The following is a 22,014-nucleotide window of genomic DNA, read 5'->3' on the forward strand; positions in this document are numbered from 1 at the left end:
GCGCGCCGCGCGCGGGCGGCCCGCTTCGTTGATCGGATGGGCCGCCGCTGCTAGAACCGCTGTCTTTCCGAGGGACAAGCGTGGACTACAAGGACACGATCCAGCTGCCGAAGACCGACTTCCCGATGAAGGCCAACCTGGCGCAGCGGGAGCCGGAGACCCTGCGCGGCTGGGAGGCGTCCGGCCTCTTCGCCAGGGTGGTGGCCCGCAACGCGGCCCGCCCGGGGGCCAAGCGGTTCGTGCTGCACGACGGGCCGCCCTACGCCAACGGGGACATCCACATCGGCCACGCCCTCAACAAGATCCTCAAGGACGTGATCGTCAAGTACCGCAACCTGAAGGGCGAGGTGGCGGACTACGTCCCCGGCTGGGACTGCCACGGCCTGCCCATCGAGCTGAAGGTCGACAAGGAGCTGGGGCCGAAGAAGCGCGAGATGGACCGGCCGGCCGTCATCGGCGCCTGCCGCAGCTACGCGCAGAAGTGGATCGAGCGGCAGCGCGACGCCTTCCGCCGGCTGGGCGTCTTCGGCCGCTGGGACGCGCCCTACGCCACCATGAACAAGGGCTACGAGGCCGACACGGTGCGGGCGCTGGCGCGCGCCGCCGAGCGCGGCTTCCTCTTCCGCGGCAAGAAGCCGGTCTACTGGTGCATCACCGACCGGACCGCGCTGGCCGAGGCGGAGGTGGAGTACGAGAACCACGTCTCGCCCTCCATCTACGTGGCCTTCGACCTCACGGCGCCGCTGCCCGACGCCGGGCTGGCGGGCCGGGCGGCCCGGCTGGTCATCTGGACCACCACCCCCTGGACCCTGCCGGCCAACCTGGCGGTGGCGGCCCACCCGGACCTCACCTACGTGGCCTACGACCTCTCCGGCACGGTGGTGGTGGTGGCCAAGGACCTGCTGGCCGGCTTCCTGGCCGACTGCGCGCCCGGCGAGCTGACCACCCAGGACGTGCCGGCGCCCCACTCGCCGGCGGCCCACGGGGCGGCCACCGGCGGCGGCGGCGTGCTGGCGGTGGCGGCGCTGCGCCACCCGGAGCGGGTGCTGGCCTACTTCGAGGGGAGGCAGCTGGAGGGGCTCTCCTACCAGCACCCGTTCATGGGGCGGCGGTCGCCGGTGATCCTGGGCGACCACGTCACCCTGGAGGCCGGCACCGGCCTGGTCCACACCGCGCCGGGGCACGGCGCCGAGGACTACCAGGTGGGCCTGAAGTACAAGCTGGAGGTCCTGAACCCGGTGGACGGCGCCGGCGTCTTCACCGAGGCGGCCGGCCGCTACGCCGGCAAGAAGATCTTCGACGCCAACAAGGAGATCGTGGCCGACCTGTTCGCCTCCGGCCACCTGCTCTCCGACCCCGGCGCCAAGCTGGAGCACAGCTACCCGCACTGCTGGCGCTGCCACCACCCGGTGGTGTTCCGCGCCACCGACCAGTGGTTCCTCTCGCTGGACCACCTCGACATGCGCGCGCAGGCGCTGGCCGAGATCGACAAGGTCCAGTGGATCCCGCACTGGGGGCGAGACCGCATCCACAACATGATCGAGAACCGCCCCGACTGGTGCCTGTCGCGCCAGCGCACCTGGGGCGTGCCCATCCCGGTCTTCTACTGCCAGGGCTGCGCCGAGCCGCTGGTGTCGCCGGCGGTGATGAACCGGGTGGCCGACACCTTCGAGCAGGAGGGCATCGAGGCCTGGTACCGGCGGCCGCCGGGCGACTTCACCCAGGGCGCCACCTGCGCCGGCTGCGGCGGCGCCGCCTTCCGGCGCGAGCAGGACATCCTGGACGTCTGGTGGGACTCGGGCGTCTCCTGGGCGGCGGTGGCCGAGCGCGACCCGGGCATGGGCGCGCCGGTGGACCTCTACCTGGAGGGCTCCGACCAGCACCGCGGCTGGTTCCACTCCTCGCTGCTCACCGGCGTGGCCATCCGCGGCCAGGCGCCCTACCGGGCGGTGCTGACCCACGGCTTCGTGCTCGACGGCCAGGGCAAGGCCATGTCGAAGAGCCTGGGCAACACGGTGGCGCCCGAGGAGGTCATCAAGAAGTACGGCGCCGACGTGCTGCGGCTGTGGGTGGCCGCCTCCGACTACCGCGACGACGTGCGGGTCAGCGACGAGATCCTCTCCGGCCTGGCGGAGGGCTACCGCAAGATCCGCAACACCATCCGCTACGCCCTGGGCGCGGTGGACGGCTTCGACCCGGCGCGCCACGCCGTGCCGCTGGCCGAGCTCGAGCCGCTGGATCGCTGGGCCATGGGGCGGCTGGCCGCCTGGGCCGAGAAGGTCACCCGGGCCTACGAGGAGTACGAGTTCCACGTGGCCTACCACGCCACCATCCAGCTCTGCTCGGTGGAGCTGTCGGCCCTCTACTTCGACATCGTCAAGGACCGGCTCTACACCGCCCGGCAGGACGGGAAGGCGCGGCGCAGCGCCCAGACGGTGCTCTGGGCGGTGGCGCACGACCTGATGGTGCTGCTGGCCCCGGTCATCTCCTTCACCGCCAGCGAGGCCTGGGGCCACCTGCCCGGCCGCGAGGAGGAGTCGGTGTTCCTGGCCGGCCTGCCGCGCCGCGAGCGGCCGGCCGACGCCGACGCCCTGGAGGCGCGCTACGGCGCCCTCTTCGAGCTGCGGGCGGCGGCGGGGCCGGCGCTGGAGCGGGCCCGCGAGCAGAAGCTCATCGGCAAGAGCCTGGAGGCCTGCCTGACCCTCACCAGCAGCGGCGAGCAGCGGGCCCTGCTGGAGGCCAACCGGGCCGAGCTGCCGGCGCTGCTCATCGTCTCCAAGGTGGTGCTGGCCGACGGCCCGCCCGGCGTGGTGGTGTCGCTGGCGCCCGGCCAGAAGTGCGCCCGCTGCTGGGTGCAGGCCGAGGACGTGGGGGCCAGCGCCGAGCACCCCACCATCTGCGGCAAGTGCCTGGCGGCGCTGGCGTGAGCGGAGGCGGCATGTCGAGGTGGCGGCTGCTGGTGGTGATCCTGGTGACCGGCCTGCTGGCCGACCAGGCCAGCAAGTTCCTGGCGGTGGACCGGCTCACCACCGCGCTCGATCGGACCGGCGCCGGGCTGACCGACCGGGTGAAGGGCTTCTACGCGCTGCAGCACCTGGAGCGGTACGCCACCGACCCGCACGTGGTCTGGGCGCCCATGTGGCGCATGCGCTACGTGGAGAACCCCGGGGCCGCCTGGGGCTTCCTCCGCGACATGGACCTGCGCACCCGCACCCTCTTCTTCGGGGCGGTGGTGCTGGCGGCCACGGCCTTCATCCTGCTCTACGTGAAGCGCCTGCCGGCGGGGCAGCGGCTGCAGCAGGCGGCGCTCTCCCTGGTGCTCTCCGGGGCCTGGGGCAACTACGTCGACCGGCTGGCCCGCGGCTACGTGGTGGACTTCGTGGACTGGCACTGGTGGCGCCGGCCGGACCTCGCCTGGCCCACCTTCAACGTGGCCGACTCGCTGATCGTGGTGGGGGTGGCGCTGCTGCTGCTCTTCCCCGGCCCGAAGCCGGAGGCCCCGGCCGCCCGGGAATGAACCCGGGCCCCCGCGCCTTCTCTCCCCCGAAGGATCACGATGCTCCCCGTCCTCTTCTCGATCGTCATCCCGGCCTGGCTGGCCAAGCCGGCGGTGGGCCTGGCCGTGCTGGTGCTGGTGGTGGGCCGCGCCCTGGCCTACCTGCGCCGGGCCAAGGCCGACGGCCACCCGGTCTCCTTCCTGCAGGCCCTCAAGGACGACGCCTGGGTCATCGCGGCCCTGGTGGCGGCGGGGCTCGGGCTCTGGCGGGGTGGCCTGCTCGACCGTGAGCTGCGCCTGCCGCTGCACACCTACGGCCTGCTGATCGCCACCGGCTTCATCGTGGGCATCGGCCTGGCGCAGCGCGAGGCCAGGCGGCGCGGCCAGGACCCCGAGCGGATCGCCGACCTCTCCTTCTGGATCCTGGTGGCGGCGCTGGTGGGCAGCCGCGTCTACTTCATCCTGGTCAACTGGCGCGACTACTTCGAGGCCGGCACCTTCCTGGTGGCGACGCCCCTCGGGCGCATCCCGCGGGTGCTGGCCATCTGGGAGGGCGGGCTGGTCTTCTACGGCGGCTTCCTGGGGGCGGCGGCGGCGGCCTGGCTCTACCTGCGCAAGCACCGGATGGACTTCCTGGCGCACGCCGACACCCTCATCCCCAGCGTGGCCATCGGCCACTTCTTCGGGCGGCTCGGCTGCTTCGGGGCCGGCTGCTGCTGGGGCGACGTGGCGCACGCCCACCTGCCGTGGCTGGCCGAGTTCCCGCCCGAGTCGCTGGCCTTCCAGACCTTCGCCGGCCGCCCCGATCCGGCCGCCTTCCTGGCGGCCGACCGCCTGCACACCCTGCCGCTGCACCCGACGCAGCTCTACGAGTCGTTCGGCGAGCTGGGGCTGTTCCTCCTGCTGGTGCTCTGGGTGCGGCCGCGCAAGCGCTTCCACGGCGAGGTGCTGGCCACCTGGCTGATGGCCTACGCGGTGCTGCGCACCGTGGTGGAGGCCTTCCGCGGCGACGTGGAGCGCGGCGTGGTGCTCGGGCTGGGCGTCGGGCAGTGGACCTCGATCGTGATCTTCGCCGCCGGCGCCGCCGTGTTCGCGACCGGCTGGCGCAAGCGCCAGGCGCGCCTGGCCGCCGAGGCCACCTGAGCGGCCGGCGCGGCCCGGCCGGCGCGTTGCTCCAGCCCTGACCGGCCGATAGACTCGCCCGGTGGCCGCCCCCCCGCCCAGAGCACCGCCGCTCGATCCCAAGGCCCCCCAGGACTCGTCCGGGCGCGCCCGCAGCGCGGGCGACGAGCTGGTCGAGGCCTGCACGGCCCTGGAGGCCGAGGTCGAGGAGCTGAAGGCCAAGTACGAGATGTACTTCCTGGGCGTGGAGCTCCGGGAGCCGGCCAAGTGGCGCGAGGAGGTGCGCAAGCGGGTGCTGCGCCTCAAGGAGCAGTTCACGCGCAACACCGGCCTGCGCTTCCGGGTGCAGTCGCTGCACGCCCGCTTCATCTCCTACGAGCGGCTCTGGCTGCGCAGCGCGCGCGAGCGCGAGGAGGGCACCTACCGGCGCGACCTCTTCAAGGCCAGGCTGCACGCCCGCGGGCGGGCCGGTGCCGAGGCGGCGCGGGGCGCGCCCAGGGCGAAGGCCGGCGCGACCGGGCTCGAGCAGCACGCCGGCGAGGACGTGGACCTCTCCGACTTCGGCGACGCGCCGGCGGCCGCCAGCGGAGCGGGGCTCCAGGCCGGGCCGACGTCGCCGCCCCCCCCGGCGCCCGCAGCTGCGCTGCCCGGCGGCGCGGTCACCCCACGCCCGCCGCGCCCCGCGCCCGGCCGGGCCGGGGGTGTCACCACCGGTGAAGCCCGCGGCCCCGGCCTCGGCCTCCCCGCCGGCGCGACCCGCCGCGCAGGCCCCCTCGCCCGCCGCGGCCGGCCGCCTCGGCGAGGCCCAGCTGCGCGAGCTCTACGACGCCTACATCTCTGCCAAGAAGCGCTGCAACGAGGACACCTCGCGGCTCACCTACGACGCCGTCTCGCGCAGCGTCACCAAGCAGATCCCCGAGATCATGAGGCAGCACGACGCCAGCGCCGTGGAGTTCAAGGTGGTCATCAAGGACGGCAAGGCCAAGCTCACCGCGGTGCCGCGCAAGGGCTGAGCGCGCCCGCGGGCGTGCTCGCCTCGACCGGCGCGTGCCGCGCCCCGGTGACAAGTAAACGTTCGGTCCCAGTCACGCTGGGTGCTTCTCGGGGCGGTGCCTCCACCCGGGTGATGCGCCACGCCACGCCCCTCCGCAGGTCTCGACTCGCCAGCGGCGGTGGCGGGAGGTGGCGATGGGCCAGGGGACCGGGACGATGGAGCCGGGAGCGGCTGCGGGCGGCGGCGAGGCCGGACGCACGCTGCGGTCCGTCGCGGCCCCGGCCGTGGCGGGCGGGCTGGCGGCGGCGGCGCTGGTGGCGCTGGTGGCCACCGGGGTGCACCTCTCGGCGACGCGCGACGGCAGGGCGAAGGCCAGGGCCACGGGCGAGGCGCAGCAGGCCGCGCTGCGCGGGTCGCTCGACGACCTGCAGGCGCGGCTGCTGGTGGGGCAGGCGCGGGTGCGCCACTGGGAGGAGCAGCGCCAGCGGCACGCCGGGGTGACCGCGCTGGCCTGCGCCGGGAACGCCTGGCACGCCGACGACATGGCGCGCCTGGAGGCCGAGACCCGGGCGCTGAGGGCGCAGGCGCGCGCGCCGCGCCTGGCCACCCTGGCTGGGCTCGACCCCGGACTCCTCCGCCGGCCCGCGGCCGCCCTGCTCCCGGCCCCGCCGCTGGACGAGCCCGCCGGCCAGGCCGGCCGGCCCCCCGAGGCTCCCTCCGCCGGCATGGGCGGCGACTAGCGATTTGGGGTTTGCATCCCCGGGCGCCGGATCGTAAAACAGGCCCCCCTCGGCGCCAGCCGGGGGGAGCCGCACGCCTGGATAGCTCAGCTGGTAGAGCAGGGGACTGAAAATCCCCGTGTCCCTGGTTCGATTCCGGGTCCAGGCACTCCAACATCGCTCGAACACCGAGGCCCCACGGACCGCAAAGTCCCTGGGGCCTCAACGTTTTCTGGCTCCACGGAGGTGGCGTCGGTGGGCGGCTCCGACGTTCTCCTGGCTCTCGCCGTTCTCTCGGCTGGGGCCGGTTCTGCTACCGATGTGCTACCCGCCGACGGCAGGGCCAGCGCCGGCAGCCGCGCCACCGCCGTCTTGAAGTTCTCGGCGTTCAGCTTGCCGTAGACGAGGTCCACCATGCGGGTGGAGCTGTGGCCGAGGAGGCGGGCCACCACGGCGGAGTCCTCGCCGCCCTGCTTCATCCAGCTCGCGAAGGTGCGGCGCAGGTCGTTGGCCGATACCCGCTCGATGCCGGCGCGGCGGCAGGCCCGGGCGAGATCCCGCCAGGAGTTCCGCCACCGGCCGACGATGGGGCCCGAGGGGCGCTGCGCCGCTTCGAGGTGCGGCCGCAGCGGGGCCGGGATGGGGACGCGCCGGTGGGCCAGCAGCGTCTTGGTGCCGCGCACGCGGAACCAGCCGCCGACGAGGTCCACGTCGCGCCAGTCGGCCCGCTCCACCTCCGAGAGGCGGGGGCCTAGGAGGACGGCCAGGAGGACCCAGAGCCGCCGATCCTCCGGGAGGTGCTGGAAGAGAGCCTCGGCCTCCCACGGCGTGAGGTGGCGCTCCCTGGGGACGTACCGGACCCGGAAGCGCGGGAAGAGGAGGCGCGGGTCGTGGCGCAGCTTGCCGCGCTCGTGGGCGAGCTTCAGCACCTGGCGGAGCACCGAGAGCTCCTTGCGGATTGTCTCGCGGGCCGCACCCTCGCCGAGCCTGGTCTCGATGTAGCCCTGGAGGTGGTCGATGGTGAGGGCAGTGACATCGTGGTCGCCGAGGAGCCGCAGGAGCTGGCCGGACTTCACGCCCACCATCTTCCAGGTGGCGTCGGAGAGGTCGGAGCCGCCGAGCGTCACGTACTGCTGGAGGGCGTCGGCGACGGAGTGGTCCGCGCCCGAGTGCGGGGCTGGACGACCCGTAGCGTGGGCCTCGAAGGCGTCCCGCTCGGCCTTGGCGAGGAAGAGGCGGGCGAGCTCGCGGTCGCGGGTCTTGGTGCAGCGGACGACCCGCCGGCCGTCATCGGGGGCGAAGAACCAGCAGTAGTACGTGCCGCCGGCCTTCTTCTGGTAGAGCCGCTCGCGGCTGCGCTTCCTGGACATGAGGGCTCCTTGGTCCTGCTCTTGAGGTAGGCGTCGAGCGACTCCTGCGGGACGCGGATGGAGTGGACGCCCAGCACGACGAACTTCATGTGGGCGTGGATCTCTCGGTAGGCGACGCTCGGGTGGACGCCGAGGGCGGCGGACACCTGCGCCACTGTGAGATGCGGCTTCACGGTCGCGCCCCCGCGCTGACGTGGGGTGAGGCTGGTGGGGCAGGGTCGTCGCCGCCGGCGTCATCACCGGCGACGCGCCGGGCGGTACCACAAGGGCGACGATGCCGGCGCTGGCGAACGGCGCGGTGGCGGCGCAGCGGCCGAGGGAGCGCCAGTCGAGGCCGATGCAGGACGGACGGGCAGGGCGGCCGGGAGGCCCGCCACAGCTCGAACGGGGTCCGAACCGCCACCGACAGCGGCCGGAGCCGGTCGAACACGGTGATGAAGCCGCCCAGGTCCTTGTGCCGAGGGGCGGGGCGGACTTCCGGTGTCACGGGTGGGTGCTGGTGTTGCTGAGCCATCGGCCGATCCTCCGGTGGGCCTGACGGCGGGCGGGACCTCCCCGCGCAGCCCGGCACCGTCACGCCCGATCAGCTTCTCAGATCACCTGGCCGATTCATGGTGACGCAGGACGACCTTGGACCGCCGGTAGCGGACGAGCGCGTCGATCACCCGGGGCATCATGGTGCGGTTGAAGGTCTCGCCCTCCAGCGGCTTCACGTCACGGCCGTTGAGGTAGCGGGCCAAGGCCCCGCCGGTTTCGACGCCGCGCTTCCAGACGCGGTCGGCGGCACGGAGGACGGTGCGGGCCCTGGGCGTGGACGGTACCCAGACCTCCAGGCCGGTCGCTTGGTCGAACGCCAGGGTGACGTAACCCACCTTGCCCGTTCTCACCGGCCGGCCCGTCTTCGCCTCCCGCTCGGCGCGGGCCTTGGCGCGTCTCTTCTGCGAGCGGGCGCGCACCCTTCTCTTGCGCTCGGCCTCACGGACCTCCGCCTCGCTCCGTGGCGAGGGGCGCGTGGACGCCCGCCGCGAAGGAGGCCGAGCATCCCTCCGGGCGGGGCGCGGCTTGGGGAGCTGGACGCGGAGCTCAACCGCCGTGGGGGCCACGTCTTCCCCCGGCGCGTATCCGAAGAGGGCGTCCATCTCGATGGTGATGTCGAGGTCGGCCGGCAGGCCGGGGGCCAGCACCTCGCGGAACACCCGCTCGATCTCGTCGTCGGCCGGGCGACGAGACGCCGCCTCCGGCAGCCGCCGGAGCCGCTCCAGGATGGCCACCGCCTGGGGAAGGGGAAGCTGCGCCGTGAAGAGGGCCTCCTCCGCGCCCTCCGGGTATGCCTCAAGCTCCACGCCGGAGAAGCGCCGGAGCCTCCGCAGCCGCTTGAGGACCCGCTCGATCTCCAGGCCGTCGTCCATCCCCACCCCCGGGGCGTCACCATAGATCGGCCACCCCCGGGCGCAACATGGTCCTCGGTGGCTCACGCCACGGCGCTCTCGGGAACCCCCCGGCTCGACCGGACTGGAGAGCGTCAGGACCTTCGGTCGGAGTGGTCCCAGCCCGTGTGCCCGCACTCGACGAGGACTGGTCCTAACCCCCGGAGCGAGGTGAGCACCCCCACCAACAGGTAGGGGGCTCCCCACGGGTGCATCTGGAACCAGGGGACTCGGCCGCTTCGCGGCCCACGTCCTCTCCGGCACCAACCCGGGGAGCCCCCTCGAAGCGCCCCGCTGACGCGCTCTCTTGCGCGAGGAGATGAAGATGAAGAAGAGGCTGAAGTACGTGGACGTCAACGGCATCAAGATCGAGCCGCGCCTCTTCGAGGCCGCCGTCCACTCGGGCGGGATCTCCGTCGGCTTTGGCGACGAGGTCCCCTACGACGAGAACTACCCCTGGCTCTTCGACGCAGACGGGCCCATCGAACCCCTCCACGTCGCGACCTGGAACTTCTTCAAGGGCAACCTCCGCCCGAAGAAGGACGGCGAGGTCATCCACCACATCGACTGCGACAAGCTGAACGCCACCATCTCGAACCTCGGCATCGGGACGCCTCGTGCCCACGGCCTCGCCCACGCGGCCAAGCGCCAGAAGTTCACGTACCGGAAGCGTTGGCACCTCGGCGGTCTCTACCGGCCGCAGGCCGAGGCCGAGGTCAGGGAGCTCGGCTTCATCGAGGAGCTACGCTACCGGGAGCAGCTCCTCGCCCGTGAGGCGCAGCGAGCGGAGGACGCGGCGAAGCTGAGGGCGTGGATCGAGGCGGCGCGCTCCACGAGCGGGCCCTCGTCCCCGCCGAACCCAGGGCCGGCCACGCCGCCGCCGGTGCGCGACCTCGTCGCCGCCGAAAAGGTGCTCGCCGCCGCTCTTCCGCGCCTCCGTGCCGAGCTCGACCACCTGGACAGCGGCGAGAAGATCCCGCCGCCCGCGTCTCGTCCGTGTCGCCGAGACCGCCTCCTCGACCTCGGCCGCATCCGGCGCGGCTGCACGCCGGGCGAGGCGGCTGTCGTGCGGCTCCTCGTGAAGCACCACTTCGACCTCGACGCCGCCGCCGGGGAGGTGAAGGTCCCCGTGGGCCTCATGGCGAAGATGAAGAAGACCACCGCCGTGGACCTGGCCATCCAGAGCTGGCTCGACTGCGGCCGCCTGCCGCCGCCCTGCTCGCCCAAGAAGCTCCGCCCCTACGCAGACAAGGCGCGGCGGGCCGTGTGAACGGCTACGCGGGCTTCTCGCCCAGCAGACCCTCGACCTGCCGGATGAGGGGCGGCAGGTCCTTCGCCACGATGTCGAGCAGCACATCGAGGTCGATGTCGAAGTAGGCGTGCGCCAGCCGGTTCCGTAGGCCGCTCATCTCGGCCCAGGGCAGCTCGGGGTGGGCGGCGCGGTACTCCGGGGAGACCTTCCCCGCCGCTTCGCCCACGATCTCCAGCAGGCGGGCCAGGGCGAGCTGGCCGATCTCGTCGGCCGCCACCTGCGTCTTCGACTTCCCGGCCGTCAGCGCCACCGCCTTCACGGCGGCGTCGAGCATGTGGCGCAGCCGGACGGAGTCGTCATGCCGCGACATACTGGGTCTCGGCCTCGGCCAGCACCTGGTCGCGGAAGTAGCGGCTCAGGAAGCCCGGGGTGTTGAGGTCCACCCTCCGGCCGACGAGCGCCGACAGCTCTGCCTCCATCGAGAAGAAGGCGAGGCCAGGGACGTGGCCGGGCTCGAACTCGACGAGGACGTCCACGTCGCTCTGCGGCGTGAAGTCGTCCCGCAGCACGGAGCCGAAGAGCGCCAGCCGCCGGACGTGGTGCCGCCGGCAGAACGCGGCGACCGCCTCCCGGTCGAGCTGGAGCCTCGAGGACATGGCGGCATTGTAGCCCAGGCCGGACGCCGCGCCGACCGCGCCACCGCCAGCCGAGGAATGCTCGATATGAACGGGACATGTGCGTTCATACCGAGCTGGCCGAGGGGCTTCGGCAGGACAAGCATCCGACATCATTAATGTTCCCACAGGTCTCGGCGAAGCGGACCATCAAGGAATGGACCCCTCGGCCCCGCCTCCCCGCACCCCCGCCCAGGCTGCTGCCAGCCGCCTGAACGGCGCTCGCTCCGCCGGCCCGGTCACCGCCCTCGGCAAGGTGGCCAGCGCCGCCAACGGCATCGTCCACGGCTTCGCCGCCCACGGCGCGCTCATGGTGGGCGAGACGCCGGCGATGTACGAGGCCAACCTGGCCACCTGGTTCGAGTCGCTCCGCCCGGCCACCGCCGGCGAGGCGAAGCTGGTGGCCCGGCTCGCCGACACGGACTTCAGGCAAGGGCGACTCGCCCGCGCCGAGGAGCGGTTGGTGGCGAGCTCCGTGGAGGATCAGGTGAAGGGCTCGGCCGCGCAGGTGGCGGTCGCCAACGCCACCGAGGTGCTCGCCGCCGTCCAGGGGCTTGTGGCCTTGGCAGAGTCGGTGCCGCCCACCGTGGACGCCGACGCGGTGCGCCGGCTCATGCCTGCCATGGAGGTGGTGGCGGAGCGGGCGGGAAAGCTCGACCTACCCATGGCGTCACCATCTCGCTCACCAAGGCGCTGGAGGGCCTGGTGCTCGACGCCTTCATCGAGGTCACCGCCGACGGCTTCGCCGCCGTGGCGGTGGCCGCCCGCAACGTGGAGGCGGCCATCGTCGAGCGACTCGTGGTCCTGAAGGCCGACCTCGAACGAGAGCGGGAGCGGCTCACCGAGGTGGTCCTCTTCGGCGACGGCGAGGAGGCCCGTCGGCTCGACCGGCACCGCGCCCGGCTCGGCCGGGAGCTGGAACAGCACGCCCGGGCTCTCAAGCTCGTTCGCGACCTGACGGCAGGCCAGGACGCCACGGGCCCGGGTTCGTCCGTCACCTGGCAGGTCGAGCTCCGAGTCGTCGGCCGGGCCGAGCCTCGCTAATCGCGAGGCTTACCGCGAAAACGATTCCAGCCAACCGAAGGGGGAGTGGGTGGAGCGTGCCGGGGCCTCGCACGAGGGGGTCCAGCGGCCCTGGCAGTCCTGCTTCTGGTCGGCCAGCTCTCCCGCTTGCCAGGCAGCTCGGCCGGTGGGGGCGGCCCTCGGCGACCGAGGGGGGTGGGTCGGCCCCCGCCTCCAAAGTTCTGGGGCTCCACCAGGAACCGGGCCGCTGGGGACCCAGGCCGCCGACAGCCAAGGCAAATGCCCGGGATTCTTGGGGATAAGGACGTAGGCCCAGGTACTTCAGGAGTGCCAAGGCTCTCTGGCTGTCGAGCCCGAGGGGTGGTCCCTCCGGCCCGGTAGTCCAGGTCACCCCCATCACGCCCAGGTCGGCGCGGATGCCCGCGCCCTCCCGCGTGGACTCCGTCCGCCCGAGGCCAAGGCGGAGTTCCCTCATGGCGGAGACGCTGAAGGAGCAGTTCACGAGGTTGATGACCAACGGCGCGTTCGACGCGATCCAGCGGCGGCTGTCACCCCTCGACGCCGACGACCGGCTCGCCGAGGCGCTGGGCATGGTCTGGGCCCTCGCCCGGCGGAAGGCGGAGGCAGGCATCCGGCTCGACGACGCGCTCGTCGTATACGCTGTTCGGCTCCGGGCCCAGGATCTCCGGCGGCAGCTTCCGCGTGGCGGCCAGGCGCGGCGGGACGTGATGCACCGGAGCAACTACGTGGACGGCAAGGCGGAGGTGCTCCATCTCGACGGCCTGCTCGACGAGGACGGCGACTTCGCCAACGAGGAAGACCGCGCCGTCCACCTGGCCCTCTCACACCGCACCAGCCGCGATCCGGCCCCGTACCTCGACTCGGCCATCGACCTCGGTGCGTGGCTCACGCGGCTCGCCAACGCCAACCGGGAACTCCTGGCGGGTCGCCTGTCGGGCCACTCGCTGCGAGAACTGGCGCAGCGCGGCGACTGCTCCATCAGCAGCGTGTTCAAGCAGCTCCACACCCTGGACGCGGACCTGGCCCAGCACGCGGGCATCGTGGTGGCGAAGAGAAAGCGCAAGGCGCGAGGCCGGCCGATCACCGCTACTTGTTGAGGAAGCGCTACCAGATGAAGCTGGACGAGGCGCCAGAGGCGGCACCTCGTTCTTAGCCTTTGGGGGGCGCATCCAGTCCTGCGTAAACGGTCTCGACGCTCGAGGGTGACCAACTGGCGCACCCGCGCCGGTTCACCATGCTGGGTCGACCTCGCCGGGCCGTGACAGCGGGGCGCTTGCCGGATCCACATAGGAAGCCGATCCTGATTCGCAGGAGGCAGTTCCATGGCCGCTGGTCCGGCGGGAGCCGTCGATCGGGAAGGCCAAGTGCGCCGGCACGATCGGCGCGCCCTCCACGCCCGCTGTTGGCCGTACTGTATCAACACGGGCGCGCTTCCCGTGGGGAGGGGACCATGAGACCCACCGTCACGAAGCTCCTGCTCACCACCTTGGTCCCGGTTGCCTTCTCACTCCTCGGCGCAGGCTGTGGCGGCGGCGGAGACTCTGACGGCGGCGTTGCGGTCTGCGACGACGGAAACGTCAGATCCGGCGACGGCTGCTCGTCGGCTCTCAAGGTGGAGCCAGGCTGGAACTGCACGACCCCGACCGGCGGCAGGACGGCCTGCACGCCGATCTCGGGCGACGGGGTCCTCGTTGGTCCGGAGGTCTGCGATGACGGGAACGTCACCGCTGGTGACGGATGCTCCCCGCAGAGCCTGGTGGATCTTGGCTTCGAGTGCCACGGAGTTCCCAGCGTCTGTTCGGCACTGGCGCCACGCTCCCGGACACCACCGACGCTCGGAGCGCCGCTGACGGGGCTCACGGTGGACCAGTGGACCTGGATCGACGTTCCGGGCGCGACCTGCGGAGACGGAACACAGGCGGGGTTCGCCGTCCTTCCTGGTACGTCGAGCGAGCTCCACATCTACCTGGCCGGGGGTGACTACTGCACAGACGCCGCCAGCTGTGAACTTTCGCTCGGGGCCGGCGGGCTCCGGGACGGAGCCACGCAGTTCCAGGTGATCGAGGCCGGGCTGACGCCCTTCTTCCGGGACGCCCGAAACCCGCTTCCGGCGGCTACTGTCGTCTGGGTCTCGTACTGCACCGCAGACCTACACGGAGGGGCCAGGGACGCGGACTACGCCTTCTCGACTGGGTCCCACACGATCCACCACCGGGGCCACTCCAACCTGGTCGCCTTCCTGGAGCGCATCGCCGCCACCTGGCCCACCCCCTCCAGGCTCGTGGTTGCCGGCTACTCGGCAGGTGGGTTCGGGGCGACGGTCAACTACGACACGGTTCGCCTCTTCTGGCCGGACGCCAAGGCCTACCTCGCAGTGGATTCCGGGCTCTTCCTCCCAGGTCCCAACCCGGTCGCGTCGTGGCCCGAGGCCGTCGCAGCCTGGGGCCTGCAAGACACCATCGGTGCGGACTGCCCCGAGTGCGTCGACGCTCCCTTCCTCCTCCACGGCTTCCTCTACAGGTGGTACCCGAACGACCGGAAGGCGTTCGTGGGCTGCACGAAGGACCCCAACCTCTCAGCCTTCTATGGTCTGTCTCCGACGGACTACGCAGCCAAGCTCCTGGCGAGTACAGCGGCGCTCGACGCGGCGCGCTGGAAGTGGCTCATCAAGGCCTGCACGACCCATGGACTGGCAAACGACGACCAGGACCAATTCGCCTTCAACCGCGCCGACCTCCTCGACGCACCGAACTGGAGCTCGGTCTCTCCATGAGGTAGAGGAACCGACCGAACATCCCCTGTGCCTCTCCCGAAACCTGCCCTGGTTGCCAGGGGAGCACCCGCGCCGCTACCCATCCGCTACCCGCTCCGCCGCACCCTCGGGGAAACGACGTGAAGTCGCGGCCTTGAGGGTCTGGACGGGGGGACTGAAAATCCCCGTGTCCCTGGTTCGATTCCGGGTCCAGGCACTTTCATCTCGTCCGACATCTCGGCCCCGCGTGAACGCAAGTTCTCGCGGGGCCTTCTGCTTCTCGGGAGCGATGCATCGCCGGCGAGGCGAGCCCCGGCCCGACCGAGCCGCGGTCCATCCGCTTCCCGACGCCAGGGTGGAAGGAGCCGGAGGCCCCGGCCCTCCCACCCCGCATCGGCGCGCCCGACGCTTCAGCGGGCGCTCCGGACCAGCCGGACGAAGTTGAAGTACCGGCCCTCGCCCCCAGGGGCCCCGGCGACCTTGGCGTCGAAGCGCACCGCCCCCGCGCCGTGGAGGTCCCTTCCATCGCTGCCGACGGCGCGCCCGAAGGCCACGTACCACGCAGACGTGTAAGGCTCGCTCGCCTGAGCCTTCGCCGACGTGCCCGTCCAGTACCAGGGGTAGTCCGCGTCGCCGGCCTCGTTGGTGATGGGCGTGGCGCTGAACAGCGGGTCGATGGCCGGACCGATCCGGGCCGGGTCGGTCGCGCCGGGAGAGCGGCCGTAGTCCACGATGCTCTGGAGCTCCTTGGTGCTCGGGAGCCGCCAGTCGGCGTGCCCGAGGTAGCTGGCCGCGTTCATGGCCTGGGCGTAGGCGAGGGCGTTCTCCCAGTCCATGCCGGCCCCGCTGTCGGCCTGCGCCCACATGAGCCCGGTGGCCTGGTCGGTGATGGTGCCGTCGCCATGGTCCTGGAGATCGTTCACGCCGTAGCGGTCGCCGCGGACGCAGCGGACGCCGTGCGTCGGCCCCACCTCCATGGCGTAGGCCTTGATGTGGCCGGTGTCGAAGTTCACGCCGAACGCCATCGCCGCGCCGACGGTCGGGTCGGTGGTGCTCTCGAGCAGCCCGGTGAACCGGGTGCTGCTCCAGAGGATCCCGTGCGGTACAGCCGCCGGGTCGTGGGCGAAGAAGGTCGTGTCCAGGTAGGGCCAGCCCTGGCTGGCATCCCAGATGGAGTAGAGCTCCTTGATGGTAGGCAGCCGCCAGTCGGAGTAGCCGCCGAAGCGGGCGGCGTTGAGGGTGGCAGGAACGGCCATGGCCGCCGTCCAGCCCACGCGGGAGGTGTAGCCCTGTTGCCACGTCAACCCCGTCACCGCGTCGTGGACGGTCAGGCCATCACCGCTCCTGGTGTGGCTGGGCTGGGCGCCCGCGGACTGGGCATCCTGGCCGTAGAACGCGCCGCCCGGGGCGGGGCAGGTGATCGGGGCCGAGGTGTCGTAGCAGGCCGACTGCCTGGTATCGACGAGCGGGTAGGAGCTGCCGCCGCGAACCATGCGGACGAAGTTGTAGATGCGGATGGCGTCTCCCTGGGGGCCGCGCCCCTGAGGGAAGTCGGCGGGGTCGCCCTCCTTGGGATCGCTGCGCTGCGCCCCGGCCCCGTGGACGTCGAGCCAGGCGCCGAGCGTCGGGTCCCAAGGGGCCGTCATGTAGCCCATGGCCCGCCCGAAGGCGATGTAGACGGCCGCGCCGCCGATGACGCCGCCGGGGCCGCCGGCCTGCGACTCGTGCGTCGTGCTGGTCCAGTAGTAGGGGTAGTCGGCCTTGCCGGCTTCGTTGGTGATGCCGGTGCTGGTGAAGAGGGGGCTGATGGCCGCCGACGAGGTGGTGTCCGGGGAGCGGGTGTAGTCCACGATGCTCTGCAGCTCCTTGGCGTTCGGCAGCCGCCAGTCGGAGTGGCCCAGGTGGTTGTCGGCGTTTCGCGCCTGGACCCAGGCGAGCGCCTCGGGCCAGGTCATCCCCGCGGCGCTGTCACCCTTCGTCCAGGTGAGGCCGCCGGCCCGGTCGGAGATGGTGCCGTCGCCGTTGTCGGCGAGGTCGTTCTCGCCGTAGGCAGCGCCCCGGACGAGCCGAACGGGGAACTTGGCGTCGCCCGGGCCCTGGTAGCTCATGTCCAGCGTGTAGCCCTTGATCCGGCCGTCGGCGAAGTTGACGCCGAACATCGTCGGGCTCCCGAGCATGGTCGTGCTCACGTAGACCGTGCTGGAGGCGTACTGCATGTCGATGATCCGCTCCCCGCGCGCCGTGTCGCCGTAGCCGAAGTCGAAGGAGGCGCGGTCGATGAAGGGCGTGAGGCCGGAGGTGTCGTTGCCGGTGGCGCCGCTCGGATCGGCGCCGGCGAAGTCCATGAGCGAGTAGAGCTCCTTGATGGTGGGCAGGCGCCAGTCGTCGTAGCCGCCGTACCTGGCCGCGTTCAGGACCGCGGGCCGTGCCCTGGCCTCGGCGAGGGTCATCTTGTCGATCGAATCGATCGTGCCGTCGCCGTTCGTGTCCGGGCTCTTCTGCCAGGTGAGGCCGGTGACGTCGTCGAGGACCGTCAGGCCGTCGGCGCTCCGGGAGTACCTGGGCCGGCTCCCGGTGAACTGGGCATCCTGCCCGTAGAAAGGCTGCTCGGCGACCGGCGGCGCGATCTCGCCGAGCGCGTCGAAGGTCTTCACCTGCCCGGTGTCGACGACCAGAAAGGCCCGGGGCGTGGAGGGCGTGGACCCGCCCGAGCTGGAGCTGGAGCCCGCGCCGGCGCAGCCGGCCAGGGCAGCGAAGGCCAGGGCGGCGAGCAGCGGGAGAAGGGCGGTGCGGCGATCGGACGGCGGGGGCATCAGGGCGCTCCTCGTTCGGTTCGTGAGCCCATGAGGTCTCCGAGCCGGCCATACCGTTAGGCGCCGGCGCCGGCTCCATCAGGGGATCTGGCTCAGCCCCTCGCGCGCCGAGCGCTGATCTGGGGCGAAGGCCAGCACCGCCTCGAAGGCCACGCGCGCCTCGCGGCTCCGCCCCAGCCTGAGCAGCGTCCAGCCGAGCCCGGTGCGCATCTCGGCGCTGGCCGGGTAAGCGGCCACCGCCCGCCGGTAGAGCGGCTCGGCCTCGCCGTACTGGAGCTGGCTGAAGTGGATCCAGGCCAGCCGGCTCACCGCGGTGAAGTCGTTGGGGGCGAGCCGCAGCACCTCCTCACCCAGCGCCTGCGACTCCTTCCAGCGCCGCAGCGCCATGAGCGGGAGCATGGCGCCCAGCCTCGGCTCGACCGCCGCCGGCTCCAGCGCCGCGGCCTTCTGGTAGGCGCTGGCCGAGGGGGCGTGGTGGCCGGCCAGGAAGTGGAGCCACCCCTTGCGGAGCAGGCCCACGTAGTCCTCACCGGCCGGGCCGAGCCGCTCCACGAGGTCGAGCGCGCCGGCATAGTCGCCGCGGGCCTCGGCCGCGTAGGACTGCCGGAAGAGGTCGGCGGAGGCCCGCTCGGCCCGGGCGGCCGGGGCGGCGAGCAGGGCGGCGAGGAGCAGGGCGAAGCGGGGCGGTGTGGTGCACATGACGTTCACCTCGAGTCGGGTGCGTGAAGGAGCAGGTGAAGCTGGCCGAGCCCGGACCGCCGGCCCGGCGGCCGGCAGCCCGCCGGCATGGAGGAGACCCAGGCGCCGCGCCGCAGGTGGGCTACCCACGGGCCACCGCCTCGACCCGGCGGGCCCGGCGGGCCTCGTCGCCCACCCGAACCTCGAGCTCCAGGGGGCCGGCGGCGTCGAAGACCGCCAGCGTCCGGAGCTCGCGGCCGCCGGCGCGGCCGGCGCCGCGGATCTCCAGCCGGGCCCCGCGGCGCGCCGCGGTGTAGGCCACCGCCACCCCGCCCTCGGGGAGGAACGGCTCGGCCAGGTCGGAGAGCCAGCGGATCCAGCGCGGACGCAGCCGCCGCCGCGGCAGCACGTCGTCCCATCGCAGCCCCGTCGGTAGCTCGTAGGGGACCCGCGGCGCGGCGGTGGCCAGCAGGTGGAGCGCGCTCTCGCGGCGCCCGATCTGGTCGTGGACCACGAACTGCCGCCCGTGGTTCTCGAACCAGAGGGTGGCGCCCATCGACGGCGACTCCAGGAAGAGCTCGCCGAAGAGGCCGATGCGGGAGTCCACCTGCTCCCGCTGCGTCCGCCCCCGCGCCCCGGTCACCTCGAAGGCGAACGGGGCGCCGATCCCGAAGCAGAAGGAGGCGGTCCCCTCCTCGCGGCGCACCAGCGCCCGGACGGACTGCCCCTCGGCGGGGAGCAGCCAGCGGTGGAGCACCGGCTGGTCCTCGCCCCCGGAGAGCACGTCGGAGAAGGTCGCCTCCAGGGTGGGCGCCCCGAGCCGGGGGCTGCCCTGCAGCTGGAAGTGGAGGTGCGGCACGAAGGACCGGCCGCTGTTGCCGCACAAACCGAGCCGCGCCCCCTGCCGGACCAGCTGGCCCTCACGCACCTCCACCGTCCCCGGGGCGAGGTGGGCCACCAGCGAATAGAGTCCGACGCCGTGCTGCAGCAGCACCACGTTGCCCCAGGGCTCGCGGGCGTTGCGGGTGCCCGGGGCGTTGTCCGGCACGTCGTTGACCACCTTCACCACGGTGCCGTCGGCCGTCGCCAGCACCGGCAGCCGGTAGCAGCGGTGGTCGCGCAGCTCCAGCCCGCCGGCGGCGTGGGTGGTGCCGTCGGCCTCGGCCACCTCGAAGTCGAGGCCGTGGCGCCAGGGGCCGCGGTGGGTGTGCCGGCCGTCCACCCCCTGCGTCACCAGCCAGCGGCCGGCGAAGGGGAGGGTGAAGCGGACGCCGTGGCCCGGCCCGAAGCGGGCCACCCGGGTCCGGTAGTAGGCCAGGTTTACCTCCGGCGTCCCGGCGGCGAAGTCCACCGCCCTGGGCGCCGCGTCGCGCACCCGCTGCCGCAGCGCCAGCAGCACCACCAGCACGGTGACGTTGAAGGGGAGGAGCAGGACCGGCAGGTCGATGGGCCCGAGCAGCGCCGTGGCCCCGGCGGTGGCCACCCCGGTGAGCAGCGCCGCGCCGGCGGCGAGCAGGAAGGCGGCGCGCTGCGGGACGAACCAGACGCCGCCCACCGCCACCGCAGTGAGCATGGCGTTGGCGCAGAGCACCAGCAGCGAGGCGTCGCTGGCCAGCGTCACCACGCCGGCGGCCAGGGCCGCGGCGACGCCGAACCCGACCAGGGAGAGCAGGGTGGCGATGCGGCTGTGGAGCACCAGCGCCCCCAGCACCAGCGCCCCGGCCCAGAGCGTCGGAGAGAAGAAGATGGCCCCCAGGCTGCGCAGGTAGAGCGCCGCCAGCGCCGGGAGCCAGGCCGGCGGCGCCGAGTGGGTGAGCAGCGCGGCCGTCCGCGAGACCACCCCGACCAGCGGGGCCGCGGCCAGCGCCAGCCAGGTGACCAGCAGCGAGGGGAGCGAGAGGAGGGGCAGGGCGAAGACCGACGCCAGCGCCGACTCCAGGGCCGCCTCCAGGAAGACCACCGCCACCACGGCCAGCGCCAGCAGCGCCGCGGCCCCGGCCCCCGGCTCGAAGAGGGCGCCGACGGCCAGGCCGACCAGCAGCGGGTTGTAGCCGTACCGGCCGCGCGCGGTGGCCGCCTCCCCGAGGGAGAGCAGCCGCGCCAGGGCCTGGCCGAGCAGCACCGCGGTCAGGCCGGAGAGGCCGAGGCGCGGCGACAGCGCCGTGGCCAGGAGCAGCAGCGCCCCGACGCCGGGGTGGTCGGAGAAGAGCACCTGGGCGTAGGCCACCAGCGCGCCGGCGGCGGAGGGGTGCAGGGCTGGCCGGGGCGACGGCCCGACGCCCTCCGCCAGGGCGGCGCGGTCGGCGGTCACGACAGCCACGCCGGGACCTCCTCCTGCCCGAGCAGGGTGTCGACCGTCTCGCGCCTGCGGATGACCGAGACCTCACCCTGGCGGGAGATCAGCACCACCGCCGGCCGCTCCTGGATGAACTGCATCCACTGGGTGACGTTGTAGGCGCCGACGTTGCGGAAGACGAGCTGGTCCCCGGGGCTCACGGGCGGGAAGAGCAGGTTCTCCCGCACCACGTCGATGTTCATGCAGAGCGGGCCGTACATCACCGTCGGCTCCGGGGTGCCGCTCAGCTCCTGGGCGGGGATGACGTCGTGTTTGTACCAGTTGGCGGTGAAGAGCAGGTTCACCCCGGCGTCGAGCACCACGCCGCGGCGGCCGTCGGGGAGCCGCTTGTTGGCGTGGACGCTGGCCACCAGCGACCCAGACTCGTCCACCAGGGCCCGGCCGGTCTCCAGGAAGATGGTGGGCGCCTTCTCCGGCGGGTACTGCAGGGCGCCCAGCCCGTCGGCGATGGCCTCGGCGTAGGCGCTGAAGGCCGGCGTGGTCTGCTCGCCGGGCAGGTACTGTGCGTGGAGGGTGTTGCGCGAGGCGAAGCCGCCGCCGAGGTCGAGGGAGTCGAGGTGGAGGCCGTGCTCGCGCGCCAGCTGGTTGGCGAACTCGGCCATCTTGGCCGCCTCCTGCCGGTAGGCCTCCACGTCCTGCACGAAGGTGCCGATGTGGCAGTGCAGGCCGGCCAGCACCAGCCGGTCGCCGGCGCGGAGCCGCCGCACCGCGTCCGCGGCCTGGCCGCTCTCCAGGTTGAAGCCGAAGCGGGACCAGGCCGGGGTGCCCGCCACCGCCATGTTGAGCCGGATGGCCACCGTGGGGCGCAGGTCGAGCCGCTGGGCGACCCGCTCGGCGCGCAGGATCTCGTCGAAGTTGTCGAGGTGGACGCGGGCCCCCACGGTGAAGGCCTTCTCCAGCGCCGCGTCGGGCTTGAAGGGGCCGTTGAAGAGGATCTGCGGGCCGGGCACGCCGAGGTGGAGGGCCTTCTCCAGCTCCATGGCGCTGACCACCTCGGCCCAGGAGCCCTCGCGGTGGAAGACCTTGCAGATGGCGTCGAGGTAGTTGGTCTTGTAGGACCAGGCCAGCTGGGCCCGCGGCAGCCGCAGGGCCAGCGCGTCGCGCAGCTCCCGGTAGCGCGAGACCAGCGAGCGCTCGCTGAAGACGAAGAGCGGCGAGCCGTACCTGGCCACCAGCTCGCGGACCGGGACGCCCTCGAGCTCGGTGAGCGGGCGGGTGGCCTGGGCGCGGGCGAACTTGTTCAGCATCCCGAGCTGGTGGCGGACGAAGGTGGGGCGCTCGTAGCGGACGAGTGACATGCGGGCCTCTGCGGATGTG

General features: G+C 72.7%; 16 protein-coding genes, 1 tRNA gene and 1 pseudogene. 10 read left to right on the forward strand and 8 right to left on the reverse strand.

The window, feature by feature from the left end; genetic code table 11:
• The first annotated feature begins 80 nt into the window (after positions 1–80).
• The 6 genes from ileS to IPO09_00475 all read left to right on the forward strand — a co-directional run bounded on the left by ileS (position 81) and on the right by IPO09_00475 (position 6,500).
• Positions 81–2,927, forward strand: a complete 2,847-nt coding sequence (gene ileS / locus IPO09_00450; protein MBK9515823.1) for an isoleucine--tRNA ligase — start codon at positions 81–83, stop codon at positions 2,925–2,927.
• Positions 2,928–2,938: 11 nt separating this feature from the next.
• On the forward strand, positions 2,939–3,517 hold the full coding sequence (gene lspA / locus IPO09_00455) for a signal peptidase II (GenBank protein MBK9515824.1): 579 nt from the start codon (positions 2,939–2,941) through the stop codon (positions 3,515–3,517).
• 255 nt (positions 3,518–3,772) lie between these two features.
• The gene (gene lgt / locus IPO09_00460; protein ID MBK9515825.1) at positions 3,773–4,639 is read left to right on the forward strand and encodes a prolipoprotein diacylglyceryl transferase; all 867 of its coding nucleotides are present in this window, start codon (positions 3,773–3,775) and stop codon (positions 4,637–4,639) included.
• Positions 4,640–5,331: 692 nt separating this feature from the next.
• Positions 5,332–5,631, forward strand: coding sequence for a hypothetical protein (locus tag IPO09_00465; GenBank protein MBK9515826.1), 300 nt, complete (start codon positions 5,332–5,334; stop codon positions 5,629–5,631).
• Between the two features lie 196 nt (positions 5,632–5,827).
• Positions 5,828–6,352: a hypothetical protein gene (locus tag IPO09_00470; GenBank protein MBK9515827.1), complete on the forward strand. Its 525-nt coding sequence runs from the start codon at positions 5,828–5,830 to the stop codon at positions 6,350–6,352.
• Between the two features lie 75 nt (positions 6,353–6,427).
• Positions 6,428–6,500, forward strand: a tRNA-Phe gene (locus IPO09_00475).
• Between the two features lie 217 nt (positions 6,501–6,717).
• On the opposite strand, the pseudogene IPO09_00480 reads toward IPO09_00475, so the two are convergent.
• Together IPO09_00480 and IPO09_00485 are read right to left on the reverse strand one after the other, a co-directional pair.
• A pseudogene (locus IPO09_00480) lies at positions 6,718–7,701 on the reverse strand (site-specific integrase).
• A gap of 596 nt (positions 7,702–8,297) precedes the next feature.
• The gene (locus tag IPO09_00485) at positions 8,298–9,110 is read right to left on the reverse strand and encodes a hypothetical protein (protein ID MBK9515828.1); all 813 of its coding nucleotides are present in this window, start codon (positions 9,108–9,110) and stop codon (positions 8,298–8,300) included.
• 343 nt (positions 9,111–9,453) lie between these two features.
• Between IPO09_00485 and IPO09_00490 the strand changes: the two genes are divergently transcribed.
• Complete coding sequence (locus IPO09_00490; protein ID MBK9515829.1) at positions 9,454–10,398, forward strand: HNH endonuclease; 945 nt, start codon at positions 9,454–9,456, stop codon at positions 10,396–10,398.
• A 4-nt stretch (positions 10,399–10,402) separates the two neighbouring features.
• Here IPO09_00490 and IPO09_00495 read toward each other — a convergent pair whose 3' ends face one another.
• Entirely contained in the window at positions 10,403–10,750 is a 348-nt protein-coding gene (locus IPO09_00495; protein MBK9515830.1) for a DUF86 domain-containing protein, read from the reverse strand.
• Positions 10,737–11,036, reverse strand: a complete 300-nt coding sequence (locus tag IPO09_00500; protein ID MBK9515831.1) for a nucleotidyltransferase family protein — start codon at positions 11,034–11,036, stop codon at positions 10,737–10,739. The genes IPO09_00495 and IPO09_00500 overlap by 14 nt, the downstream gene beginning before the upstream one ends.
• Positions 11,037–11,759: 723 nt before the next feature.
• Here IPO09_00500 and IPO09_00505 point away from each other — a divergent pair.
• The 3 genes from IPO09_00505 (at position 11,760) to IPO09_00515 (ending at position 14,871) form a co-directional block, all read left to right on the forward strand.
• The gene (locus IPO09_00505; GenBank protein MBK9515832.1) at positions 11,760–12,098 is read left to right on the forward strand and encodes a hypothetical protein; all 339 of its coding nucleotides are present in this window, start codon (positions 11,760–11,762) and stop codon (positions 12,096–12,098) included.
• A gap of 452 nt (positions 12,099–12,550) precedes the next feature.
• Positions 12,551–13,195, forward strand: a complete 645-nt coding sequence (locus tag IPO09_00510) for a hypothetical protein (GenBank protein MBK9515833.1) — start codon at positions 12,551–12,553, stop codon at positions 13,193–13,195.
• A 353-nt stretch (positions 13,196–13,548) separates the two neighbouring features.
• Complete coding sequence (locus IPO09_00515; GenBank protein ID MBK9515834.1) at positions 13,549–14,871, forward strand: DUF4215 domain-containing protein; 1,323 nt, start codon at positions 13,549–13,551, stop codon at positions 14,869–14,871.
• A 389-nt stretch (positions 14,872–15,260) separates the two neighbouring features.
• Here the strand turns inward: IPO09_00515 and IPO09_00520 are convergent, their stop codons facing one another.
• From IPO09_00520 to IPO09_00535, 4 genes are all read right to left on the reverse strand, one after another.
• Complete coding sequence (locus tag IPO09_00520; GenBank protein MBK9515835.1) at positions 15,261–17,663, reverse strand: DUF1566 domain-containing protein; 2,403 nt, start codon at positions 17,661–17,663, stop codon at positions 15,261–15,263.
• A 78-nt stretch (positions 17,664–17,741) separates the two neighbouring features.
• Complete coding sequence (locus IPO09_00525) at positions 17,742–18,362, reverse strand: tetratricopeptide repeat protein (protein MBK9515836.1); 621 nt, start codon at positions 18,360–18,362, stop codon at positions 17,742–17,744.
• A 121-nt stretch (positions 18,363–18,483) separates the two neighbouring features.
• Positions 18,484–20,661 carry an urea transporter gene (locus tag IPO09_00530; GenBank protein ID MBK9515837.1) on the reverse strand — a complete coding sequence of 726 codons (2,178 nt, stop codon included), beginning with the start codon at positions 20,659–20,661 and terminating at the stop codon, positions 18,484–18,486.
• Positions 20,649–21,995 (reverse strand): diaminopimelate decarboxylase, encoded by a 1,347-nt coding sequence (locus IPO09_00535; protein ID MBK9515838.1) that lies wholly within the window; start codon positions 21,993–21,995, stop codon positions 20,649–20,651. Before IPO09_00535 ends, IPO09_00530 begins: the two co-directional genes overlap by 13 nt.
• Positions 21,996–22,014: the final 19 nt, after the last annotated feature.

It is taken from the genome of Anaeromyxobacter sp., from assembly GCA_016718565.1.
Lineage (GTDB): Bacteria > Myxococcota > Myxococcia > Myxococcales > Anaeromyxobacteraceae > JADKCZ01.

Excerpts from the sequence above, each read along its gene's own strand:
- lspA (MBK9515824.1), top strand. The coding sequence starts at position 2,939 with ATGTCGAGGTGGCGGCTGCTGGTGGTGATCCTGGTGACCGGCCTGCTG.
- IPO09_00470 (MBK9515827.1), top strand. The coding sequence starts at position 5,828 with ATGGAGCCGGGAGCGGCTGCGGGCGGCGGCGAGGCCGGACGCACGCTG.
- IPO09_00485 (MBK9515828.1), bottom strand. The coding sequence starts at position 9,110 with ATGGACGACGGCCTGGAGATCGAGCGGGTCCTCAAGCGGCTGCGGAGG.
- IPO09_00490 (MBK9515829.1), top strand. The coding sequence starts at position 9,454 with ATGAAGAAGAGGCTGAAGTACGTGGACGTCAACGGCATCAAGATCGAG.
- IPO09_00495 (MBK9515830.1), bottom strand. The coding sequence starts at position 10,750 with ATGTCGCGGCATGACGACTCCGTCCGGCTGCGCCACATGCTCGACGCC.
- IPO09_00500 (MBK9515831.1), bottom strand. The coding sequence starts at position 11,036 with ATGTCCTCGAGGCTCCAGCTCGACCGGGAGGCGGTCGCCGCGTTCTGC.
- IPO09_00510 (MBK9515833.1), top strand. The coding sequence starts at position 12,551 with ATGGCGGAGACGCTGAAGGAGCAGTTCACGAGGTTGATGACCAACGGC.
- IPO09_00515 (MBK9515834.1), top strand. The coding sequence starts at position 13,549 with ATGAGACCCACCGTCACGAAGCTCCTGCTCACCACCTTGGTCCCGGTT.
- IPO09_00520 (MBK9515835.1), bottom strand. The coding sequence starts at position 17,663 with ATGCCCCCGCCGTCCGATCGCCGCACCGCCCTTCTCCCGCTGCTCGCC.
- IPO09_00525 (MBK9515836.1), bottom strand. The coding sequence starts at position 18,362 with ATGTGCACCACACCGCCCCGCTTCGCCCTGCTCCTCGCCGCCCTGCTC.
- IPO09_00535 (MBK9515838.1), bottom strand. The coding sequence starts at position 21,995 with ATGTCACTCGTCCGCTACGAGCGCCCCACCTTCGTCCGCCACCAGCTC.